Source organism: Pseudomonas migulae NBRC 103157, assembly GCF_002091715.1.
GTDB lineage: Bacteria > Pseudomonadota > Gammaproteobacteria > Pseudomonadales > Pseudomonadaceae > Aquipseudomonas > Aquipseudomonas migulae_A.
This window is the reverse complement of sequence record NZ_BDAG01000025.1, coordinates 74,905-95,391: the sequence shown is the minus strand read 5'-3', so window position 1 is coordinate 95,391 and position 20,487 is coordinate 74,905. Positions and strand designations below refer to the sequence as shown.

The window sequence follows — 20,487 nt, the reverse complement described above, 5'->3', positions numbered from 1 at the left end:
GCGATAGCTTCACCCAGATCGACCTGACACACCAAGGACTTCCCATGGCAAACCAACAATTATTCCTCGGCATCGACTGCGGTACCCAAGGCACAAAGGCCCTCGTTCTCGATGCGGTCAGCGGTCAGGTCCTCGGCCAGGGCGCCGCCGCGCACACGTTGATCAGCGGCGCCAACGGCCGTCGTGAGCAGGACACCTCGCAATGGCTTGAAGCATTCACGTCGGCGACTCGCCGTGCCTTGATCGCGGCAAACGTCGACGGTCAACAGATCCTCGGTATCGGCGTCTCCGGCCAACAACACGGCCTGGTCCTGCTCGACGATCAAGGCCAGGTGCTGCGCCCCGCCAAGCTCTGGTGCGACACCGAATCCACCGCGGAAAACGAACGCCTGCTCGCCCATCTCGGCGGTGAAAAAGGCTCGCTCGAACGCCTCGGCGTGGTCATCGCACCGGGCTACACGGTGTCAAAACTGCTCTGGACCCAAGAACGGCACCCGGAGGTTTTTTCCCGGATCGCGCGCATCCTGCTGCCCCACGACTACCTCAACCACTGGCTCACCGGCCGCAGCTGCAGCGAGTACGGCGACGCCTCGGGCACCGGTTATTTCAACGTACGCACCCGCCAGTGGGACTTGCAGCTGTTGCGCGACATCGACCCCAGCGGACGCTTGCAAGCGGCGCTGCCGGAGTTGATCGACGCCCATCAGCCGGTCGGCACAATTCTGCCGGCCATCGCCGAACACTTGGGCATCAACCCCGACGCGCTGGTGTCCAGCGGCGGCGGCGACAACATGATGGGCGCCATCGGCACCGGCAACATCCAGCCTGGCACGATCACCATGAGCCTCGGCTCTTCGGGCACGGTTTACGCCTATGCCGATCAACCGAAAATCAGCCCGGACGCTTCGGTCGCAACGTTCTGTGCCTCCAGCGGTGGCTGGCTGCCGCTGATCTGCACGATGAACCTGACCAACGCCACCGGAGTGGTTCGCGATTTGTTCGACCTGGATATCGAGCAATTCAACCACCTCGTGGCGCAAGCCCCCATCGGTGCCGAAGGCGTGTGCATGCTGCCGTTTCTCAACGGCGAACGCGTCCCCGCCCTGCCCCATGCCACCGGCAGTTTGCTCGGCTTGACCATGACGAACCTGACACAAGCTAACCTGTGCCGCGCCGTGGTCGAAGGCACGACCTTCGGTTTGCGTTACGGACTGGACCTGCTGCGCCAGAATGGCTTACAAAGCCTGCGCATCTGCCTGATCGGCGGCGGCTCGAAAAGTCCGGTGTGGCGGCAGATCGTCGCCGACATCATGAACACCCCGGTGATCTGCACCGAACAAAGCGAAGCCGCCGCCCTCGGCGCGGCGATTCAGGCCGCGTGGTGCAAATCCTCGGCAAACGGCCACGAAGACAGCCTGGCGGACCTGTGCGAACGCTGCGTGAAGCTCGACCTCGCCAGCGAAACCCTGCCGATTGCAGCAAACGTGGCGGCCTGTCAGCAGGCCTATGAACGCTACCAACAGCATGTCGCAACCCTTTAAAGAGTGAACAACTATGTACCTGGTGTGTGGCGAAGCGCTGTTCGATTTCTTCAGTGAAGACGACGCCAGCGGCCTGGCTTCAAAAGTGAATTTCAAGGCGATTGCCGGCGGTTCGCCGTTCAACGTCGCGGTCGGTTTGCGCCGGCTCGGCGTGGATGCAGCGCTGTTTGCCGGGTTGTCGACTGACTACCTTGGCCGGCGTTTGCAGCAAGTGTTGCAGGATGAAGGCGTGCGTGCCGATTACCTGGTGGACTTCGCGGCACCGACCACGCTGGCGATGGTCGCCGTGGGTGCCAACGGTTCGCCGCATTACAGCTTTCGTGGTGAAGGCTGCGCGGATCGGCAGTTGAAACCGGAGCATCTGCCGGAGTTGGGGCCGCAGGTGCGCGGCTTGCACATCGGTTCGTTCTCCCTGGTGGTGCAGCCGATCGCCGATACACTGCTGGCCTTGGTGCAGCGAGAAAGCGGCAAACGGCTGATCAGCCTCGATCCGAACGTGCGGCTCAATCCTGAACCGAACATCGACCTGTGGCGTTCGCGGGTGGCCACGTTGGTCGAGCTGGCCGACCTGATCAAAGTGAGCGATGAGGATTTGAGCCTGTTGTATCCCGAGCAGGATCCGCAGCGCGTGATCGAAGGCTGGTTGCAACATCGCTGTCAGCTGGTGTTCCTGACCCGTGGTGGCGAGGGCGCGACGGTATTCAGCCGTGCTCATGGCTCGTGGTCGGTGCCGGCTTGTCCGGTGAAGATTGCCGACACCGTGGGGGCTGGCGATACGTTTCAAGCGGCGTTGATTACCTGGCTGACCGAGCAGCAGCTGGATTCGGTGGAGGGTGTGCAATCGCTTGCGCGCGAGCAGATCGACGGGATGTTGAGGTTTGCGGTACAGGCGGCGGCGCTGACGTGCAGCAAGACCGGGCCGGATTTGCCGTATCGGCAGCAGTTGGATCTTCGCTGAAGCTGCCGGCCTCTTCGCGAGCAAGCCCGCTCCCACATTGGATCTCCTGCGAGCACAAAACGCATGAACACCAGCGTCTAAATGTGGGAGCGGGCTTGCTCGCGAAAGCGGTCTGACTCACACCGCCAGCCTTAATGAAACCGTGCCATTAGGGGTTTCCCCGATGCGGCCCTGCCTCACCGTCTACGGCATTTGCGCCTTGAATGAGGCGGTTTAATCCTGCACCATCCGCATCTGCTTATCCAAAGGACGGAATTCAAGGCATGCTGGACGCGAACGCAACCCATATTTCCCTCACGCTGGAAGGCGTTTCCGTTGACCTTCAAGTACTCAGTTTCGTCGGTCGCGAAGCCCTCAATCAGCCCTTCTGTTTTGACATCGAACTGGTTAGCACCCGCCCCGACCTGAAACTCGAAGACTCGCTGCACAAGCGCGGCTGCCTGACCTTCGGCGCCACCGGCGAAGGCATCATTCACGGGCTGGTTTACCGCATCGAGCAAGGCGACTCCGGCAAAAGCCTGACCCGCTACAGCATCAGCCTGGTGCCGCAACTGGCGTACCTGCGACATAACCATGACCAGCAGATCTTCCAGCACTTGACGGTGCCGAAGATCATCGCCGAGGTTCTCGAAGCGCGAGGGATCCTCGCCGACGCCTACAGCTTCCAGCTCGGCGCCAACTACCCGGAACGCGTCTACTGCGTGCAGTACGACGAATCCGACCTGCATTTCATCCAGCGCCTGTGCGAAGAAGAAGGCATCCACTTCCATTTCCAGCACAGCAGCAGCGGCCACAAACTGGTGTTTGGCGACGACCAGACGGTATTTCGCAAACTCGCGCCCGTGGCCTATCAGCAAGACTCGGGCATGGCCGCCGAGAAACCGGTGATCAAGCGCTTCAACCTGCGCCTGGAAACCCGCACCACCCGCGTCAGCCGCCGCGATTACGATTTCGAAAAACCCCGCATCCTCCCCGAAGGCACCGCTTCCAGCGCGTTCGCGCCTGATCTGGAAGACTACGATTATCCCGGCCGCTTCACCGACCGCGCCCGTGGCAAACAACTGGCAACCCGCGCCCTCGAACGCCACCGCAGCGACTACAAACTCGCGGAAGGCAAAGGCGATCAGCCGACGCTGGCCAGCGGCCACTTCATGGCCCTGAGCGAACACCCGCGCGCCGAATGGAACGACCTCTGGCTGCTGCTGGAAGTGGTCCACGAAGGCAAACAGCCGCAGGTGCTCGGCGAAAACGTCACCAGCGACGTCACCCAGAACAAAGACGACTTCCATCAGGGCTACCGCAACCGCTTCCTCGCCACGCCGTGGGACGCGCACTACCGCCCTGCCCTCGAACACCCGAAACCGCAAGTCCTCGGCAGCCAGACCGCCATCGTCACCGGTCCACCGGGTGAAGAAATCCACTGCGACGAGTACGGCCGCGTCAAAGTCCAATTCCACTGGGACCGCGACGGCCAGGCCAACGACAACACCAGCTGCTGGCTGCGCGTCGCCACCGGCTGGGCCGGCAGCGCCTACGGTGGCATCGCGATTCCGCGCGTCGGCATGGAAGTGCTGGTTACCTTCCTCGAAGGCGATCCCGACCAACCGCTGATCACCGGCTGCCTGTACCACAAGGAAAACGTCGTCCCCTACGACCTGCCGGCGAACAAGACCCGCAGCACCTTCAAGACTCTCAGCTCCCCGGGCGGCAAGGGCTACAACGAATTTCGCATCGAAGACAAAAAAGGTGCGGAACAGATCTACCTGCATGCCCAGCGCGACTGGGATGAAAACATCGAGCACGACCAGAAAATCCGTATCGGCAACGAGCGGCATGACACGGTTGAAGCCAAGGTTTTCAGCGAGTTCAAGGTTGAAGAGCATCGGATCACGCACCTGGATCGCAAGACCGAAGCGCGGGCGGATGATCACCTCACGGTGGGCGTGACTCAGCACGTCAAAGTCGGCACAGCGCAGTTTGTTGAAGCTGGTGAGGAGATTCACTACCACGCGGGCAACAAGGTCGTCGTTGAAGGCGGGATGGAACTGACGGCGAAGGCTGGGGGGAGTTTCGTCAAGGTTGATGCGGGTGGCGTGACCATTAGTGGTGCTGAGGTGAAGGCGAACTCTGGCGGTGCGCCGGGGGCAGGAACCGGGATTCAGATTCTCGGACCGTTACTTCCTGGCGCCGCGGATAAAGATAAATCAGGCAAATTGCTCGAAGGTGCCCCTCGCAGTCATAAGGCACGCTACCTGCTCCAGGATGAAAAAACAGGCGAGCCAATGGTGGGTAGCCCCTACACACTTAAGCTAGCAGACGGAACAAAGATCGCAGGCTATACCGACGACCAAGGTCGAACTTTTTTGGCTCACAGCCAAGAGCCAGCAGACGTAGAACTGTTCACGCCACAACGCAATCCTGAGCCTAAAAAACCTTTAATTAGGGCCGGCGAAACGGCGCCTGTCGAGATGAGCCTGGATTATCGAAACGCCACGGAGGCAAGCTAGATGGCAATCATTCAAGAACCCAAGTCGCCACAAGCACCCAAGGGATGCACGACAACAAGCGTTAAAGGTGAAGTCACGATAGGCACGGTCGCGCCAAACGATCAAGGCTACTTAATGGAAAAAGCACGCTACGCTGCTCGTTTCCCGCGCTTGACGGTCAAACCCACGCGTGATGGCGGCATTGCTGATGTCGAATTGAAACAACTCGTCATGAGCGGGTTGATTAAGGCTGATGAATTTCGACATGACTTCCGATGGGATTACAAGGCAGAAGTAAGTTTCGACATGGCACCCAAAATGCCCAAGCCGCCAATACCGTTTTTGAGTACTTCGTTATCAAGAGGCCAGCGACCTGACCCAGACCGGCGTCATACCATGACATTTTTCCCTAGCGGAAGAACCTCAGGTCTTCTGCGGCGGCCCGATGTCATCATCGTGCAAAACCCTAATGTACGCTGGCCCGGAACGATGGGCCCCGATCACGATGGAGCGATGCACCCAGATAATCTCGAGCGGGTTGTCGAAGTTAAGTTCCCAAAGGATTTTCTATCTCGAGAGCAGCGCCAGGACTATGAGCGCATTGCGGGGAAGAAAAAGCGCTTCGCTGTACTCGAAGTTAGCGATTGTCGAGACGATGAAGAGCGTGAACGCGACAGAGAATTTAACAAGGAACACAAACCAACTCGCGCCTCAGACCCTGCCAAATGGCTACCTTTACTACCGCCCAATACCCCGGATCAACCGCCACGACCCGCCCCCGTACCAGTGCCGGTATATGGTCCAGCACCAACTACTCGTCCAGCCCATGTCGAGAGTTGGACGCAACAAGTACAAGCCTCTGTCGATAGCCTATTGGAACAGGGGGCACAAGGTATCAGGCAACTGTCGAAAGAGGTTCAGCAACATTTGCAAGACGCTGTTGCCTGGCTCGACAAAAAGGGCGAGTGGGTGCGCCGAGAAGCACAAAAAACCTGGGTTTGGGTCAGTGAAACCGGCGGCCAGATTTTGAGCTGGACGGACGATCAGCTGAGAGCGGTATGGAAGGAAATTCAGCGGTATACCGATCTGACGTTAGAAATGCTCAAAGAAATAAACTGGGCCCAGGTACTCATTGATCTGGGTATCGCCGTCGCGACAGTTGTCGTAGTGGTGGGTATTGGTGCGGCGTTGGTCAGCATGGGAATACCCGCTGCACTTGTTTCGGGGCTCTTATTGCTGATCCGCCTAGCTGCAGTTGCATGGACGGCATTGGCAGGCGTTTTGAGCACCATGTCCGCAGCCGTTAGCGGTGCAGTGGCAAGCACATCCGCGGCGGTAAGCGGTGCGGTGGCCGGTACGACGGCGGCTGTGGGCAGCATGTTGGTCATCCCAGCCGCAGCAACTGCAAACTGAGAGTATGAGCATGATTGAATTTGAAAAACTTGCGGCCATGGCACCAGATCTTTGCTTTGAGTTGGCGGATGGTATGCCCGTAGTAAAACTGGGGTTGATTGCCACCGTCTATTTTAAGGAGGGATATACCACCACAAAAAAAATCAAGGTAATTGAGTGTTTTCGTGCCTTCTATGAACAGTTTGGAAAACACTTGCGAGGCCAACTTCAGGACAAATACAGAAAACTGACACCCGATACATTTGAAAAAGCTGCGGCAGCCATCGTTACATCGGGCGGCAATGATCGGTACGAATTGCAACTTACCAGCGCCTCTAGTACCAAGGACGCCGAGGCCTATGGCATATCTACCTTAAACTCATATGAGCTGCATGAAGACAGCGCCCGCTCTTTCATAAAGATCGTGTTGCCCTGGGAAATGCTCCAAACGGAGGCTGGACGTGCGACCTATAACTCATGGCTCAGTTACCTGTGCAACCAGGTCAATGCAGATCATGGCTACGGAGGACTGTCCACGATTCTGCCGTTTGACTATGACAGCTACCTGCCTATTGAATTTGAACTCGCCCAGAAGTACCTAGGCCTGGAAGTCGATTCAATGCCGCATAGCCTAGCGTTGGAGCTGATTGATTGTATAAAAGGCGTGAATTGGCAAACAATCATCGGCGAATCCTTCGTGCAAAGTCTGGGTGGTGAAAACGGTCTACGTCATGCATTTAGCGGCCGAGGAGATATTTCCCTAAACAATTATGAGGGTGGTTTGATTATACAAGCGGGCGACCATCCACAACTTGGCGAGGTGCAGGAAGGCGCTCCCAAGTCTTATGTCGCTGTTAATCAGGTTGTCAGATCACTGCGGATTCAAGAACCTGATCAGCTTCATCAGTACTCGCCATACGGCAATTGCTTCGAAGAGGAAAATACCGCTGAATGGTTTGCACGATTTGACCGCGAAGACTCCGACCATAATTCGCCTTCCCGTGTTGAATCGGGTCAACCATGCTCCAAGGCGGGCTTTTGGTTCACACCAGCCAAGGAGAATTCCCGGCGTCATTTTGATAACGGCGAAATCATGCCTAGCTTCAGCGGCTCTAGTTGGGGAGATACGATTTGGTATTGGTCGGGTGAAGAGTAGACACACCTGCGACTTACGTTCAGCGGCCACTTCATGATACTGAGTGAACACCCGCGCGCCGAATGGAACGACCTCTGGCTGCTGCTGGAAGTGGTCCACGAAGGCAAACAGCCGCAGGTGCTCGGCGAAAACGTCACCAGTGACGTCACTCAGAACAAAGACGATTTCCATCAGGGCTACCGCAACCGCTTCCTCGCCACGCCGTGGGACGCGCACTACCGCCCTGCCCTCGAACACCCGAAACCGCAAGTCCTCGGCAGCCAGACCGCCATCGTCACCGGTCCACCGGGTGAAGAAATCCACTGCGACGAATACGGCCGCGTCAAAGTGCAATTCCACTGGGACCGCGACGGCCAGGCCAACGACAACACCAGCTGCTGGCTACGCGTCGCCACCGGCTGGGCCGGCAGCGCCTACGGTGGCATCGCCATTCCGCGCGTCGGCATGGAAGTGCTGGTTACCTTCCTCGAAGGCGATCCCGACCAACCGCTGATCACCGGCTGCCTGTACCACAAGGAAAACGTCGTCCCCTACGACCTGCCGGCGAACAAGACCCGCAGCACCTTCAAGACTCTCAGCTCCCCGGGCGGCAAGGGCTACAACGAATTTCGCATCGAAGACAAAAAAGGTGCGGAACAGATCTACCTGCACGCCCAGCGCGACTGGGATGAAAACATCGAGCACGACCAGAAAATCCGTATCGGCAACGAGCGGCATGACACGGTTGAAGCCAAGGTTTTCAGCGAGTTCAAGGTTGAAGAGCATCGGATCACGCACCTGGATCGCAAAACCGAAGCGCGGGCGGATGATCACCTGACTGTTGGTGTCACCCAGCATGTGAAGGTGGGAACGGCGCAGTTTGTTGAAGCCGGTGAAGAGATTCACTACCACGCGGGGAACAAAGTGGTGGTTGAAGGTGAGATGGAGCTGACAGCGAAGGCTGGCGGGAGCTTCGTCAAGGTCGATGCGGGTGGCGTTACCATCAGCGGGGCTGAAGTGAAGGCGAACTCGGGTGGTTCGCCGGGTGCGGGGACCGGGATCGCAATCCTCACTCCCATTATCCCAGGTGCAGCTGCAGCCGCCATTGCGGGGCAACTATTGAGCAGCCCACCGGTTGGAAAATTTAACGCCGCCCCTGATTCGGCGCCACCTGCGGTGGAAGAGGAGCTTGAGGAAGAGGAAGAAGAGGTCGAGCTGGAAGACATCACCTTACGGGTTGGGATGTTCTTCGATGGGACGGGCAACAACCGCAACAACAGCGAGCGTGTGTTTGGCTGCTTTGCGCCGGACGTGAACCTGGAGGAAGCAGCTGAAGATATTCGTCAGTTCTGTGCGGCTCACGGTTATGACGGCAAGGGGAGTTCACCAGACAACAGCTATGGCAATGATGTCAGTAACGTGGCCAGACTCTATGACCTTTACATAGACCAAGCGGATGAAAGCCTGCCCATCGATGCCAAGACGGTTAACTTGTCCGTTTATGTGGACGGGATCGGAACCAGTAGCACAGGAGAAGATTCCACTTTTTCCCAAGGTACCGGTATAGGTGTGCAGGGCGTCAGGGCGCGAGTTGAAGAAACACCGCCACTTATTCTCAAGGCTATGCAAACATTTCAAGACAACAACCCCGATAAGCGCGTCGCGAAAATCGAATTCGATATTTTCGGCTTCAGCCGTGGCTCCGCAGCGGCAAGGGATTTTGCCAATGAGGTATTAAAGGGGAACCAAAGTATCCTCGCAAAAGTGTTACCGATGGGTGCTCCGATATTGTCGGAAAGCTTTTCCTGGACGCCGCATTCTGATGTGTCCATAAATTTCATTGGCGTTTACGACACGGTTGCGGCTATTGCCAATCCGCTGGTAGGGGACTGGACTGGTAATAACGCTTATAACCCAGGGATCAATATCCATCTGGCGCCAGATGCGGCAAAGAAAGTCGTTCAATTGGTCGCTCGAAATGAACGGCGTTATAACTTTGCCCTCAACAGTCTTGGGTCGGCCGATATTGTCCTGCCTGGCGTGCATTCAGACTTGGGCGGCGGCTATTTACCCAAAGCGATGGAGCGCATCCTGCTCAGTAAACCGCGTCAAAGCGCGGTCGAAGAAAGGACGTCTTTCGCTGAAGCCAACAGTTACAAACGTGCCCAGCAAGACTTGAGTCGGCTTCAAGATCAACTGGCCCAATATAATCTTTCGTTGGAGATCCGGACGTGGGAGGTGCCGTTTCGTGGCACTGACAAAGACAACCGCAAAAACATGAAATACGTGTATGCAGCAGTCAGCAGCCAACGCGAAGTCCGCAGTGATTTGTCCTTGATCTACTTTCGGATCATGCGCGAACTGGCCGTGGAAAATGGAGTGCCTTTTCGACAGATCCCCGAAAAAAGTCCGCGACTTGCGTTACCCGCGGACCTCGTTCCCATCTCCGAAAAACTGATGGCCTACGCTCAGGGGAAAAGCATAACAGCTGGGCTAACCTCGCAAGAGGAGGAAGTGCTGTTCCAGCGTTATGTTCATATCTCCGATAACTGGAACGCCGCTAAAAATCGCAACAATAGCGACCTGAACATCGTCTTCATCAATCGACCAGACGAAAACTCTGTACGTACGGTGCATCCGAATGAGTAATTTTATACGTGTCGCTCTTGCCGCATTTCTGCTCAGTGGCTGCACATTCGCCAATAGCCAGTCAATGCCCTATAAAGCCTGGCGCTTGGGATTTTCGGCTCCCGCTTACATGGAAGTTTGGATCGAGTCGGCGGATGTGGTCGATATACAGGAACAGGTATATCCACGTGCGATGAGTGGCACCGCGTCAATACTAACGCCTCCCAACAACGCCGGTGATCCCCGAGGCTGGCCGAAAAGAGCAGGTTGGGGTAAGGGTAAGTACGTGACAGGGGCTGACTTGCCCAAACAGATCTATGTCCGCTGGCAATCGCTGGTCGAGCCGCAAACCTACCAGATGGTGATTAACATACCCGAGGCGACCAGAGAGATTATGCGTAAGGGGGAAAAGGTGTACTGCGCTGCCGACGGGCAATGGATCACCGGCTATCGTGAGGCAATCGGTATAAGGCTGGTTCCCGGAGGTATTGCCAAAGTCTGGGTAACCGGTCCTTGCATGACACCGATCGAGGTGACTACGGTACAAGCCGTGATTGATCCGCGTGGCCCGTATGAAGGTAAGTCTGGCGGTGAGTACGACTCACTCTCTGATGTGTCCAAAGCCTATATCGAGAAGTTTGGGGTGCCGTACGACTCTTGGAAGTAGGTCAGAACTGGCCCTTTAAGTACCCTGGATGCGAAGGGGAACCTCGTCCGATTCCGCCTTAAAATCAGGATCCGGTGTCAGATCATTAGAGGCTTGGGTACACGCGATTGCGCCTTGAACGTGGCAGTCTAATCCTGCACCATCCGGCCTTGCTTATCCAAAGGACGGAATTCAAGGCATGCTGGACGCAAACGCAACCCATATTTCCCTCACGCTGGAAGGCATTTCCGTTGACCTTCAGGTACTCAGTTTCGTCGGTCGCGAAGCCCTCAATCAGCCCTTCTGTTTTGACATCGAACTGGTCAGCGCACGCCCCGACCTGAAGCTCGAAGAGTTGCTGCACAAGCGCGACTGCCTGACCTTCGGCGCCACCGCAGCGACTACAAACTCGCGGAAGGCAAAGGCGATCATTGCCGACTACATCTGCGCGGTGGAGTTTGGCTGGGGCAAGGATTGGGATGGGCATGATAAGGGGGCGGATGGGAAGTGGCTGGAGGGTGTGCCGAGTGCGAGTAAGACGGGAAAACTCTCAAAGGGTGGTAGTCCTAAGGCCCGTCATGTTCTTTACAAATTGACAGATGGTGCTAATGGAACTGGTATTCTCAAGACCGCTGAAGGAGCTTATCGCCTTCAACTCGATGATCAGGGTTTCACCATGATCAGGCCCAAGGGCATCAAGAGCGGGTTAGCGTGGGGACAAATTGTGCGAGTGAGGGAAAAGCCCGATTTCTACTGGGTTGCCTGTGCCGAACTGGATCGAAAGGGGAAGGCGTATGTCATCCCCAAACACAGCAATGCCATGGACGCTGAGCTGTATCAACAAGGCCTGAAACTGTTTCTGAGCCGCGTGCCGAACTCGGCCGCATTTTGAATCCGGCGAAGACCGCGAATGGGACTTCACTCGATCGCTTGGCCTCGTCGTCCGTCGGGCAAGACCAAATGAAGAATTTTGTGTTTGGCGTTGGACTTGCTACTTTCTGCGTTCAGGTGTTTGCTGATCAACCGTCTCTACAAACGATGGTTGATTGTGAACTGGCAGGATCACAACACACGATTTCGCTGCTGCGTGGTTCGCCAATCATCGATTCCTATATTTACAAAACCCGCTACGGCCAAATCACCCGGTTTATATACGACGATGCAGAGGCCTCTCGAGGAAGCGAAGTGCAATGGCAATGCGCTTCAGATCAAAAAAATGCCCATGCATTCGTGGTGTCGGGCGAATTCACTTCTAACTATCTGCAAGGTGCTTTGTTCTATTTCGATTCAATGGACGGAAAAATCCAACGTATAGATTTCGCCGAAAGGAACCGTCCTCGCTGGGTAAAAATTTCTGCACAGGGAGCGCAGGTGATCTTTGAGAATAGGGGCAATGAAAGCTCGCACAAATATTTGAGCTACGGAAAGAATGCGCTTTTTCTAGAGTTAGACGAGTTTCCAGTGACGTCGAAGGGTGAGTCGTTGATACAACTGCACGCCTCTAAGCCTTGACGCGACGCCCCTTCCATAAAAAATCCAGCGCCTACGGGCGCTGGATTTGTCAGTATCAAACGTCAGGCTTGTGCCTTCCAGCTCAGCATCCGTTGTTGCGCAACCTTGAGTAAATCGCAACCGTCCTGCGTCAGCAGATAAAGCGCGTGGGTGATGTGCGGAATGTCTTGCACGTCGCCGTCTTTGAAACATTGAATATGGAGCGTTTCCAGTAAATCACTGGAGGCGCGGATGCGCTGGAGGGCGGCTTCGAGGATGTCCTGGGGGTTGGCTTCGGTGTCGATGACCAAGGGGGATGAGGCGGTGACGCTGCTTTTGATTGGACGGTAGCGATCGGGGAAAGGATTTATCGTTGGCATAGCTAGTTACTCATCTGTTTTGAAGTAACCGCCAGCATCGTGACCAAACGATGGGAGGCGGACCGTGTACAGGTTTGGTCAACTGAGAACAGTAACTCAGCTCGCCCGAAGGCGTCCTGCACACAGCCGCCACAACATTGCGCTATGCGAACAGAGATGCTCGCAAAGCGAATGATGTCACAGTTATGTGCACTGTTTAATCAGGTGACCAAACCTGTTCGCTGATTTTGCAGCGAGCCCAAACAGTAATCGCTACGCCCCATCAGCCGAAAGTCGACAAAGCATCCATCCTTGTAGGACGAAGCCGAAGCTACCGAAGATTCTTACCCCGACGAAACGCCTGACAAGACAGCCCTACAAGACAGGTAATTTTGTTCACTTAAGCGCGGGCACCCACATTTGCGGCGAGGGGATTCATCCCCGTTCGGCTGCGAAGCAGTCGCCAATCCGAACAATCCAGTCTTTTGGCCGGAATGCTGGGACCGCTTCGCGACCCAACGGGGCGGTGCGACGTTTCGCTAAATCCCCTCGCCACAGGTTTCTTGCCTGCCTGAAGATTTTCTTAAGTGAACAGCATTACACACGACAGACGGCATTCCGCCCGGTTAACCATCGCTTAACGCTGCGGTCCAAGACTTTACTGGACCGCACGCCCTCAGGTTCTTTCTGACGCCCAGTGCGGCAGGCTCGACGCCCGTTATGTCGAGCTGACTTCCGTCTGCACTGGAGAACGCTCATGAACATGCGCACTTTGCTGGTTACCGCCGCCCTCGCCTGCACCGGGTTTACCGGGCTGGCCCAAGCCAACGACACCCCTTCCTCGCAAGCCGTACCTTATAAATACGGGATGCCGCTTCACGTAGCCAAGGTGATTTCGCTGACCGAACCCTCGACCCTGGAATGCAAAGTCATCACGGCGGAGATGAAGTACATCGATGAGTCAGGCAAACCTGCAGAGATCACGTATCGCAAACTGTCCGATGCGTGCAGTTATCAGAGTTGATCGAAAACGACGACCGCGGGTCTGGCTTCCTGGCCAGACCCGGATCTGACGACGGCGTGTTAATGCGTTTGCCGGTCAGGGTGCAGCGGCTGGGTGTTGGCCTGATGCTCCATGTCGGAGCGCAAAACACTGATCAGGTCTTGTATTTCCCGACATCCATTGAGCGAATTGGCATCAATGCCTGTTTTCAATAGTTCTACTTGATCGGTTTCACCGTCCGAATACACCTTGACGGTCATTTTCAGGTCCGGCGACAGCGTGCATTGACAACGTTTCGGCAGAAAACTGCTTTCTACGATGTTGCGGAGTTCCAAGGCAGAAAGAAACATGGCGACCCTCTCCTTATTGTGAGATTGCCAATCAGCGATCAATGCCGACTCAATAAATTCGCGGTCAGCTTCAGGACCAGCTACAGCATAAAACATGCCTTGAATTTCGCCGTGCAGCTCATCGGCAAATCAAGGGTTTAATGTGTCTTCAAGTAAACAGGCCCATGCAATCTGCAAGAAACCCGCTTCTCGTTCCTGCAAATTGCAACTTGATGAGTCCGGGTTTGCATTGGCCGTCATTGGCAGTAAAAATTGCGCCCCGCTCACTCAGTATCTGCTGACCCTACTCACACGCAAGGAGGCATCATGGGTTCATTGACCTGCATCACTACCGTCGGGCTGATAGTTGCCGGGCTTTCGACCGCCGTTCAAGCCGCGAAACTCGAAGACGTCGCGCCCTTCCCCAAAGCCGAAAGCGGGTTCACCCGCCAGGTCATTCACCTGGCGCCACAGAAGCAGGAAGACAGCTACCAGGTCGAGATTCTCGCCGGCAAAACCCTGGCCGTGGACTGCAATCGACAGCGCCTGAGCGGCATGCTCGAGGAGAAGAATCTCGAGGGCTGGGGTTACCCGTTTTACCGTCTGGAAAAAGTGATCGGCCCGATGAGCACGCTGATGGCCTGCCCCGATGGCAAAAGCAGTCAGGCGTTCGTCCCGGTGGTCGGTGATGGTTTCAGGCTGCGCTACAACAGCAAGCTGCCGATCGTGCTTTATGTGCCCAAGGATGTTGAGGTCCGTTATCGGGTCTGGTCGGCGTCCAGCAAGGTCGAAAAGGCTGTTCAGGAATAACCATCAAATGCAAAACCTATGGGAGCAGGCTGGCTCGCGAAGGCGGTGTGTCAGCCGGCATCTCTGTTGACTGATACACCGCCTTCGCGAGCAAGCCCGCTCCCACACAGGGGATTGGGTGATTGCTTGGCCTCCTGCGTCCGCTCACGCCGGGGCGCCGCTCAATGCGGCGCGTTCGGCGACATGGCGCAAGCTGTCGAAGTTGATGTTGGCGCCGGAATCGATGGCCACCAACGTTTGACCACGCACGCCCGTCTGCGCCACGTACTTTTTGATGCCCGCCACGGCCAACGCGCCGGAAGGTTCGGTGATCGAGCGGGTATCGTCGTAGATGTTCTTGATCGCGGCGCAGAGTTCGTCATTGCTGACAGTCAGCACCTCGTCGACGCAAAACCGGCAGACTTCGAAACCATGAGCGCCGATCTGCGCCACGGCGACGCCATCGGCGAATGTGCCTACGTTCGGCAGGACGATACGCGCGTCGGCCTGTAGGGCGGCCAACAGACACGCGGAATGTTCCGACTCGACGCCGATGATACGGATTTCAGGCCACAGGTATTTGACGTACGCGGCGATGCCCGCGATCAGGCCGCCACCGCCCACCGGCACGAAGATCGCGTCGAGCGTGCCTTGGTGCTGACGAAGGATTTCCATGGCGACGGTGCCCTGCCCCGCGATCACGTCCGGGTCGTCGAACGGCGAGACGAAGGTGCGACCGCTTTGTTCGGCCAGTTTCAAGGCGTACGCCAGGGCAAACGGAAAACTCTCCCCGTGCAGCACGGCATCGGCGCCCCGGCTGCGGACCCCGAGCACCTTCAATTCCGGCGTTGTGGCGGGCATGACGATGGTCGCGGCAATCCCCAACTCACGTGCTGCCAGCGCCACGCCTTGAGCATGATTGCCGGCGGACGCGGTGATCACGCCGCGGGCCTTTTGCTCATCGCTCAGTTGCACCAGTTTGTTGTAGGCGCCGCGGATCTTGAAGGAAAAGGTCGGCTGCAAATCCTCGCGCTTCAACAGGATCTGGTTGCCCAGGGCTTCGGACAGTGCCGGCGCTGCCTGCAACGGCGTGCGCACCGCCAGTTCGTACACGGGCGCAGCAAGGATCTTTTTGACGTAGTGCTCCAGCAGGGTTTGCTGGGCGGGTGTGCTATCCATGGTCGTCTCCTGTTGTACACGGTCGACGTAGGAGCTGCCGAAGGCTGCGATCTTTGCTTTTAAAGATCAAAAGATCGCAGCCTTCGGCAGCTCCTACGCCGTGTGTTGGTTTAAAACCCTGGAGACAGAAAGTAAAAACCCGCCTCTAGGGCGGGTTGGGTGCTGCAGTCGTGAGCTAGCCCGCCAAATGAGGAATGGCGGTAATAATGCTTGGCTGGCAGCGCAATACGGTGGAAGTCATGGCTGGAAATTAGCCGGGCATGGAGGGCAAGTCAATGGTCAATTTCCGGCGGCTTCTGTAGGCTCGGGATTCTGCTGATTGTCCAAGGAAGGAAACCATGAAGTCTGTCGCCCTGCCCCTGATTGCCCTGCTCGCCTTTGCTGGCTACACCGTTTCGGTGATGCTCCAGGCCGAACGGTCGTTGATTGAATTTGGCATCAGCCTGATGTCGCGGCCTGATACGGCGCAGGTGGTGATAGATCTTTATCTGTTGGCGACGCTGGCCGGGGTGTGGATGTACAGCGATGCGCGCAAGCGTGGGCGGTCGGCATTGTCCGTCATTCCCTATCTTTTGCTTACTGCGTTTTTTGTGTCGGTTGGGCCGTTGTTGTATCTCGTGGTTCGTGGGTGGCAGGATCGGAAAAAAACCGTCAGCGTCTCGCAAGGGGTCTGATCAAAGATGTGTGATGCTGTTGAGATCGCCATCGCCAGCAAGCCGGCTCCTACAAGGTTGCGTGTGCCTGATCATTGATCGTGATGGACGATTTGTAGGAGCCGGCTTGCTGGCGAAGGCGGCCTGTCAGCCAATGCATCTATTTCGCCAACCGCCTGAGCCCCAGCACCATCACCCCCGCCCCCAGCATCATCGCCGTCAGAAACAACGGATACGAAACCCACCACGGCGTACCCGCCGTCATCATGCTGAACTCGGACATACCACCAATGCTCGCAATGAGGTTCAACGGCAGGAACACCACGTTGATCAGTGTCAGTTTGCGCAGCAGGTTGTTCATGCTGTTGTTCATCAGGTTGCCCCGGGCATCGATCAGCCCGGAGAACACCGTGGAGTAGATTTCCGCCTGTTTGTAGCACTGGTTGTTTTCGATGATCAGGTCGTCGATCAGGCCGATGGCCTCGGCGCTGAAGCGCTGTTTTTCCGCGTGGTTGCGCAGCCGGGTCAGGACCGCGCCGTTGCTGTGAATCGCGTTGATGTAATAGATCAGGCTTTCGCTGAGGTTGAACATCTGGATCAGATGCTGGTTCTGCATCGAAGCGTTGAATTTCTGCTGCAACTCCCGCGCGACCAGCTTGATCACCTTCAGATGGCCGAGGTAGTGATGGATGTTGTTGAACAGCAGGTCGAGCAATACATCCAGTGGCGTGTTCAACTTCTGACGGGTGCCGAGCCCATGCAACGGCGAATCGTCGGTGGCGATCACCAGCAAACGTTGCGCACAAAAGAGCAAACCGCAGGACGACACTTCGAACGCCAGGCTGTCGGCGCCGGAATAGTTTTCCGGACGCTTCCAGATCAGGAACAAATTATCGGGGTGAAACTCGATACGCGACACCTCGTCCGGGTCCAGCGCCGAGGCCAGCGCGTGTTCATCGAGCTTGAAATGGCTGTGCAGCAAGTCGCGCTCGGCGGCATCGGGGTTGCTGAACAGCATCACCTCGGCGTCCAGCCGTTCGACCGCGTGCAGCACGCCGTGGGTCAGTTGAAAGCTCTTGATCATCGGCCGGTCACCAGGCCTGGCCGCGACGTTTCAGTTCCAGGCGCCGGACAAACTCTTCCAGTACCAGCGAGTACAAATCGTCCTGCAAGTAAGCGTCTTCGATACCAGCGTCCATGTTCGGGTTGTCGTTGACCTCGATCACCACCACCTTGTCGCCGGACTGTTTGAGGTCGACGCCGTAGAGGCCGTCGCCGATGAGGTTGGCGGTTTTCACCGCCAGTTCCACGACTGCGCGGGGCGCTTCATGGACCGCCAGCGTGCGGCATTCGCCGTTGATGTCCTGACCCTTGGCCTTGTGGTTGTAGATCTGCCAGTGGCCCTTGGACATGAAGTATTGGCAGGCAAAGATCGGTTTGCGGTTAAGCACGCCAATGCGCCAGTCGTACTCGGTGTAGAAAAACTCCTGAGCCAACAGCAACACTGAATGTTCGAACAGTTCGGCCGTCGCCTCGAGCAAGGCTTGCTGGCTTTCGACCTTGATCACACCGCGAGAGAAACAACCGTCGGGGATCTTCAATACCAGCGGAAAGCCCAGACGTTCACCGACCCGCTCGAAGTCTTCCGGTCGCTCCTTGTAGAGGATTTCGGTGGCGGGCATGCCCAGCTGATGGCTTTTGAGCAGGTCGGTCAGGTAGACCTTGTTGGTGCAGCGCAGGATCGACGCCGGATCGTCCATCACCACCAGCCCTTCGCTCTCGGCTTTCTTGGCGAAACGGTAGGTATGGTTGTCGACACTGGTGGTTTCGCGGATCAGCAGGCCGTCGTATTCGGCGATGCGCGCGTAGTCCTTGCGCTCGATCAGCTCCACGTCGATGCCCAATGTCTTGCCGACGCGGACGAAATTGTCCAGGGCCTTGGGGTTGGACGGCGGCAGCGCTTCCTGCGGATCGTGCAGGATTGCCAGGTCATAGCGGGCCAATCGTCGCGAACGTGGCATGCGCCAGATCTTGCGACTGAAACTGTCCAGCGAGTTTGCAAAATGATCTTCCTGATCTTCGCGCAACTTGTGCAGCGCACCCGATTTGACACCTTCAATGTGCCAGCCGTTAGTTCGACGGAATTCAACCAATAATATCGGACACGGAAAGACTTCAAATAACTGACGCGCCAGATCCTGCAACGGTTCGATATTGGTCCTGCCAAAGTAAAGTGTCAGCGTGAAGCCTTCGGTATCGCTGTAAAGATGATTGCTCAGGGCTTTTTCCAGCGGTTTGTCCAGGTCATCGAGGGCCAGGCCGTACAGGGATTTCTTGGTCAGTTCACTGATGGTCCGCACCGACGGAATGACCTTGTGCCCCCGCGCCTCGGCCAACAACGAGCAGTAATAACCGTGCCCCAGGTACTTGTAGCTGCGGCACAGGTTGATCACCTGGACCCGTTTGCCCTGCTCGCTGTCGCGGGTCTGCTCGAGGTATTCCTGAGCCGTGACAATGTCTTCACTGGGGAAGTAGGAAGCCCAGTCTTCCTTGCGTTCGACGATGATAATCAACTGGCTGGAAGTTCTAACCGTTTCATTTAAAAAAGTTGCCGCCGGCAAAGTTTGCTCGGATACTTCGCGCCAATGACCCTGTACCGCTGACATAGTGATTGATCCGTTGGAGAACAAGACCTTTCCTATTAAGCACGAACTTTTTCGAAAGTCCCGTTTCGTTACGCAACTTTTACGGCGGTCATATGAATCCTGTCTTTCGCTTGGCGGTAGTTGAAGACTTACCCGCGTTGCTGGCACTCGAACAGCAATGCTTCACCACGGACCGGCTCACCAGCCGCAGTTTTCAATGGATGATCACCCGGGCGCACGGGCAGCTGCTGGTGGCTGAACGCGACGGGCAATTGCTGGGTTACGCGGTGGTGCTGTTTCACCGAGGCACGTCGCTGGCGCGGCTCTACTCGATTGCCATCGCTGAACAGGCGCGCGGTAACGGGCTCGGCAAACAATTGCTCGAACACATCGAGGCATGTGCCCTTGAGCATGACTGCGCTTACTTGCGGCTGGAAGTGCGCATCGACAACCCCACGGCAATTGCCCTGTATGAGCGCAACGGTTATCGGCGTTTCGCACTGATTCACGATTATTACCAGGACCATGCCGATGCGCTGCGCCTGGAGAAACGCATCCTTCAGCATCGCGATGCGCGCAGCATCAAGGTGCCGTGGTATGCGCAGACCACCGATTTCACCTGCGGCCCGGCGTGCCTGTTGATGGCCATGGGCGCCTTGCACGCCGACCGCGTGCTGGAGCGCCGCGAAGAACTGCAGATCTGGCGCGAGGCGACCACCGTGTTCATGACCTCGGGCCACGGCGGCTGCAGCCCTCAAGGCCTCGCATTGGCGGCAGCACGGCGCGGATTCCGCGTGCGCTTGCAAGTGAGCATGGCGGGGCCGTTGTTTCTCGATGGCGTGCGTGATGAGCATAAAAAAGACGTCATGCGCCTGGTGCACGATGAATTCGCGGCCCAGTTGCACGCCACTGACGTCGAACAGGTGCTCGGCGGGCCATTGGACTTGCCGCGATTATTGGCCGATGGCGGGCAGCCGCTGGTGCTGATCAGCAGTTATCGGCTGACCCGTTCCAAATCGCCACACTGGGTGGTCGTCACCGATTGCGATGAAGAGTTTGTCTACCTGCACGATCCGGATGTCGACCATAGCCAGCATCGTCAGCCCATGGACTGCCAGCATTTGCCGGTGAGCCACGGGGAATTCGAGAAGATGTGCAGTTTCGGGCGGGGCAAGTTGCGGGCGGCGGTGATTCTGTATGCCCGGGTTAATCACTGAATTTTGTGGTGAATCTACCTATGCTTTCGCGAGCAA

The 20,487-nt window shown here is 56.9% G+C and carries 16 protein-coding genes and 3 pseudogenes; 14 read left to right on the top strand and 5 right to left on the bottom strand.

Going from position 1 to position 20,487, the window contains the following annotated elements; genetic code table 11:
* The first annotated feature begins 44 nt into the window (after nucleotides 1–44).
* The 10 genes and pseudogenes from xylB (at nucleotide 45) to PMI01S_RS18980 (ending at nucleotide 12,298) form a co-directional block, all read left to right on the top strand.
* Entirely contained in the window at nucleotides 45–1,541 is a 1,497-nt protein-coding gene (gene xylB, locus PMI01S_RS19025; RefSeq protein ID WP_084321631.1) for a xylulokinase, read from the top strand.
* Nucleotides 1,542–1,554: 13 nt separating this feature from the next.
* Complete coding sequence (locus PMI01S_RS19020) at nucleotides 1,555–2,499, top strand: carbohydrate kinase family protein (RefSeq protein ID WP_084321630.1); 945 nt, start codon at nucleotides 1,555–1,557, stop codon at nucleotides 2,497–2,499.
* Nucleotides 2,500–2,762: 263 nt separating this feature from the next.
* On the top strand, nucleotides 2,763–5,006 hold the full coding sequence (locus PMI01S_RS19015; RefSeq protein ID WP_235864426.1) for a type VI secretion system Vgr family protein: 2,244 nt from the start codon (nucleotides 2,763–2,765) through the stop codon (nucleotides 5,004–5,006).
* Nucleotides 5,007–6,398 carry a VRR-NUC domain-containing protein gene (locus tag PMI01S_RS19010; RefSeq protein WP_084321629.1) on the top strand — a complete coding sequence of 464 codons (1,392 nt, stop codon included), beginning with the start codon at nucleotides 5,007–5,009 and terminating at the stop codon, nucleotides 6,396–6,398.
* A gap of 10 nt (nucleotides 6,399–6,408) precedes the next feature.
* The gene (locus PMI01S_RS19005) at nucleotides 6,409–7,533 is read left to right on the top strand and encodes a type VI immunity family protein (RefSeq protein WP_084321628.1); all 1,125 of its coding nucleotides are present in this window, start codon (nucleotides 6,409–6,411) and stop codon (nucleotides 7,531–7,533) included.
* A gap of 33 nt (nucleotides 7,534–7,566) precedes the next feature.
* Nucleotides 7,567–10,161: a type VI secretion system tip protein TssI/VgrG gene (gene tssI, locus PMI01S_RS19000; protein ID WP_084321627.1), complete on the top strand. Its 2,595-nt coding sequence runs from the start codon at nucleotides 7,567–7,569 to the stop codon at nucleotides 10,159–10,161.
* Nucleotides 10,154–10,807 (top strand): DUF2931 family protein, encoded by a 654-nt coding sequence (locus tag PMI01S_RS18995; RefSeq protein ID WP_084321626.1) that lies wholly within the window; start codon nucleotides 10,154–10,156, stop codon nucleotides 10,805–10,807. The genes tssI and PMI01S_RS18995 overlap by 8 nt, the downstream gene beginning before the upstream one ends.
* A gap of 178 nt (nucleotides 10,808–10,985) precedes the next feature.
* A pseudogene (locus PMI01S_RS32470) lies at nucleotides 10,986–11,180 on the top strand (hypothetical protein); the annotation flags it as partial.
* Between the two features lie 36 nt (nucleotides 11,181–11,216).
* A pseudogene (locus PMI01S_RS32465) lies at nucleotides 11,217–11,408 on the top strand (hypothetical protein); the annotation flags it as partial.
* 338 nt (nucleotides 11,409–11,746) lie between these two features.
* The gene (locus PMI01S_RS18980; RefSeq protein ID WP_084321625.1) at nucleotides 11,747–12,298 is read left to right on the top strand and encodes a hypothetical protein; all 552 of its coding nucleotides are present in this window, start codon (nucleotides 11,747–11,749) and stop codon (nucleotides 12,296–12,298) included.
* A 62-nt stretch (nucleotides 12,299–12,360) separates the two neighbouring features.
* Here PMI01S_RS18980 and PMI01S_RS18975 read toward each other — a convergent pair whose 3' ends face one another.
* Entirely contained in the window at nucleotides 12,361–12,657 is a 297-nt protein-coding gene (locus PMI01S_RS18975; RefSeq protein ID WP_084321624.1) for a hypothetical protein, read from the bottom strand.
* 736 nt (nucleotides 12,658–13,393) lie between these two features.
* On the opposite strand from PMI01S_RS18975, the gene PMI01S_RS18970 reads away from it, so the two are divergent.
* On the top strand, nucleotides 13,394–13,660 hold the full coding sequence (locus tag PMI01S_RS18970; RefSeq protein ID WP_084321623.1) for a DUF2790 domain-containing protein: 267 nt from the start codon (nucleotides 13,394–13,396) through the stop codon (nucleotides 13,658–13,660).
* 59 nt (nucleotides 13,661–13,719) lie between these two features.
* Here the strand turns inward: PMI01S_RS18970 and PMI01S_RS18965 are convergent, their stop codons facing one another.
* A complete protein-coding gene (locus PMI01S_RS18965) occupies nucleotides 13,720–13,989 on the bottom strand; it encodes a DUF1652 domain-containing protein (protein WP_084321622.1) in 270 nt (89 codons plus the stop codon).
* Between the two features lie 306 nt (nucleotides 13,990–14,295).
* On the opposite strand from PMI01S_RS18965, the gene eco reads away from it, so the two are divergent.
* Nucleotides 14,296–14,778 (top strand): serine protease inhibitor ecotin, encoded by a 483-nt coding sequence (eco, locus tag PMI01S_RS18960; RefSeq protein ID WP_084321621.1) that lies wholly within the window; start codon nucleotides 14,296–14,298, stop codon nucleotides 14,776–14,778.
* A 162-nt stretch (nucleotides 14,779–14,940) separates the two neighbouring features.
* On the opposite strand, the pseudogene ilvA reads toward eco, so the two are convergent.
* Nucleotides 14,941–15,936, bottom strand: a pseudogene (ilvA, locus tag PMI01S_RS18955) (threonine ammonia-lyase, biosynthetic); the annotation flags it as partial.
* Nucleotides 15,937–16,274: 338 nt separating this feature from the next.
* Between ilvA and PMI01S_RS18950 the strand changes: the two are divergent.
* A complete protein-coding gene (locus PMI01S_RS18950; protein WP_084321619.1) occupies nucleotides 16,275–16,610 on the top strand; it encodes a DUF2834 domain-containing protein in 336 nt (111 codons plus the stop codon).
* A gap of 139 nt (nucleotides 16,611–16,749) precedes the next feature.
* On the opposite strand, the gene PMI01S_RS18945 is transcribed toward PMI01S_RS18950, so the two are convergent.
* On the bottom strand, nucleotides 16,750–17,673 hold the full coding sequence (locus tag PMI01S_RS18945) for a magnesium transporter CorA family protein (RefSeq protein ID WP_084321618.1): 924 nt from the start codon (nucleotides 17,671–17,673) through the stop codon (nucleotides 16,750–16,752).
* 7 nt (nucleotides 17,674–17,680) lie between these two features.
* A complete protein-coding gene (locus PMI01S_RS18940) occupies nucleotides 17,681–19,255 on the bottom strand; it encodes a RimK family ATP-grasp domain-containing protein (protein WP_084321617.1) in 1,575 nt (524 codons plus the stop codon).
* A 92-nt stretch (nucleotides 19,256–19,347) separates the two neighbouring features.
* On the opposite strand from PMI01S_RS18940, the gene rimI reads away from it, so the two are divergent.
* The gene (gene rimI, locus PMI01S_RS18935; RefSeq protein WP_084321616.1) at nucleotides 19,348–20,451 is read left to right on the top strand and encodes a ribosomal protein S18-alanine N-acetyltransferase; all 1,104 of its coding nucleotides are present in this window, start codon (nucleotides 19,348–19,350) and stop codon (nucleotides 20,449–20,451) included.
* The last annotated feature ends 36 nt before the right edge of the window (nucleotides 20,452–20,487 follow it).

Coding starts and splice junctions, on each gene's coding strand:
- tssI (WP_084321627.1), top strand. CDS start 7,567: ATGATACTGAGTGAACACCCGCGCGCCGAATGGAACGACCTCTGGCTG.
- PMI01S_RS19010 (WP_084321629.1), top strand. CDS start 5,007: ATGGCAATCATTCAAGAACCCAAGTCGCCACAAGCACCCAAGGGATGC.
- PMI01S_RS18940 (WP_084321617.1), bottom strand. CDS start 19,255: ATGTCAGCGGTACAGGGTCATTGGCGCGAAGTATCCGAGCAAACTTTG.
- PMI01S_RS19020 (WP_084321630.1), top strand. CDS start 1,555: ATGTACCTGGTGTGTGGCGAAGCGCTGTTCGATTTCTTCAGTGAAGAC.
- PMI01S_RS18995 (WP_084321626.1), top strand. CDS start 10,154: ATGAGTAATTTTATACGTGTCGCTCTTGCCGCATTTCTGCTCAGTGGC.
- PMI01S_RS18945 (WP_084321618.1), bottom strand. CDS start 17,673: ATGATCAAGAGCTTTCAACTGACCCACGGCGTGCTGCACGCGGTCGAA.
- xylB (WP_084321631.1), top strand. CDS start 45: ATGGCAAACCAACAATTATTCCTCGGCATCGACTGCGGTACCCAAGGC.
- PMI01S_RS19015 (WP_235864426.1), top strand. CDS start 2,763: ATGCTGGACGCGAACGCAACCCATATTTCCCTCACGCTGGAAGGCGTT.
- PMI01S_RS18975 (WP_084321624.1), bottom strand. CDS start 12,657: ATGCCAACGATAAATCCTTTCCCCGATCGCTACCGTCCAATCAAAAGC.
- PMI01S_RS18950 (WP_084321619.1), top strand. CDS start 16,275: ATGAAGTCTGTCGCCCTGCCCCTGATTGCCCTGCTCGCCTTTGCTGGC.
- PMI01S_RS18965 (WP_084321622.1), bottom strand. CDS start 13,989: ATGTTTCTTTCTGCCTTGGAACTCCGCAACATCGTAGAAAGCAGTTTT.
- PMI01S_RS19005 (WP_084321628.1), top strand. CDS start 6,409: ATGATTGAATTTGAAAAACTTGCGGCCATGGCACCAGATCTTTGCTTT.
- PMI01S_RS18970 (WP_084321623.1), top strand. CDS start 13,394: ATGAACATGCGCACTTTGCTGGTTACCGCCGCCCTCGCCTGCACCGGG.
- eco (WP_084321621.1), top strand. CDS start 14,296: ATGGGTTCATTGACCTGCATCACTACCGTCGGGCTGATAGTTGCCGGG.
- rimI (WP_084321616.1), top strand. CDS start 19,348: ATGAATCCTGTCTTTCGCTTGGCGGTAGTTGAAGACTTACCCGCGTTG.
- PMI01S_RS18980 (WP_084321625.1), top strand. CDS start 11,747: ATGAAGAATTTTGTGTTTGGCGTTGGACTTGCTACTTTCTGCGTTCAG.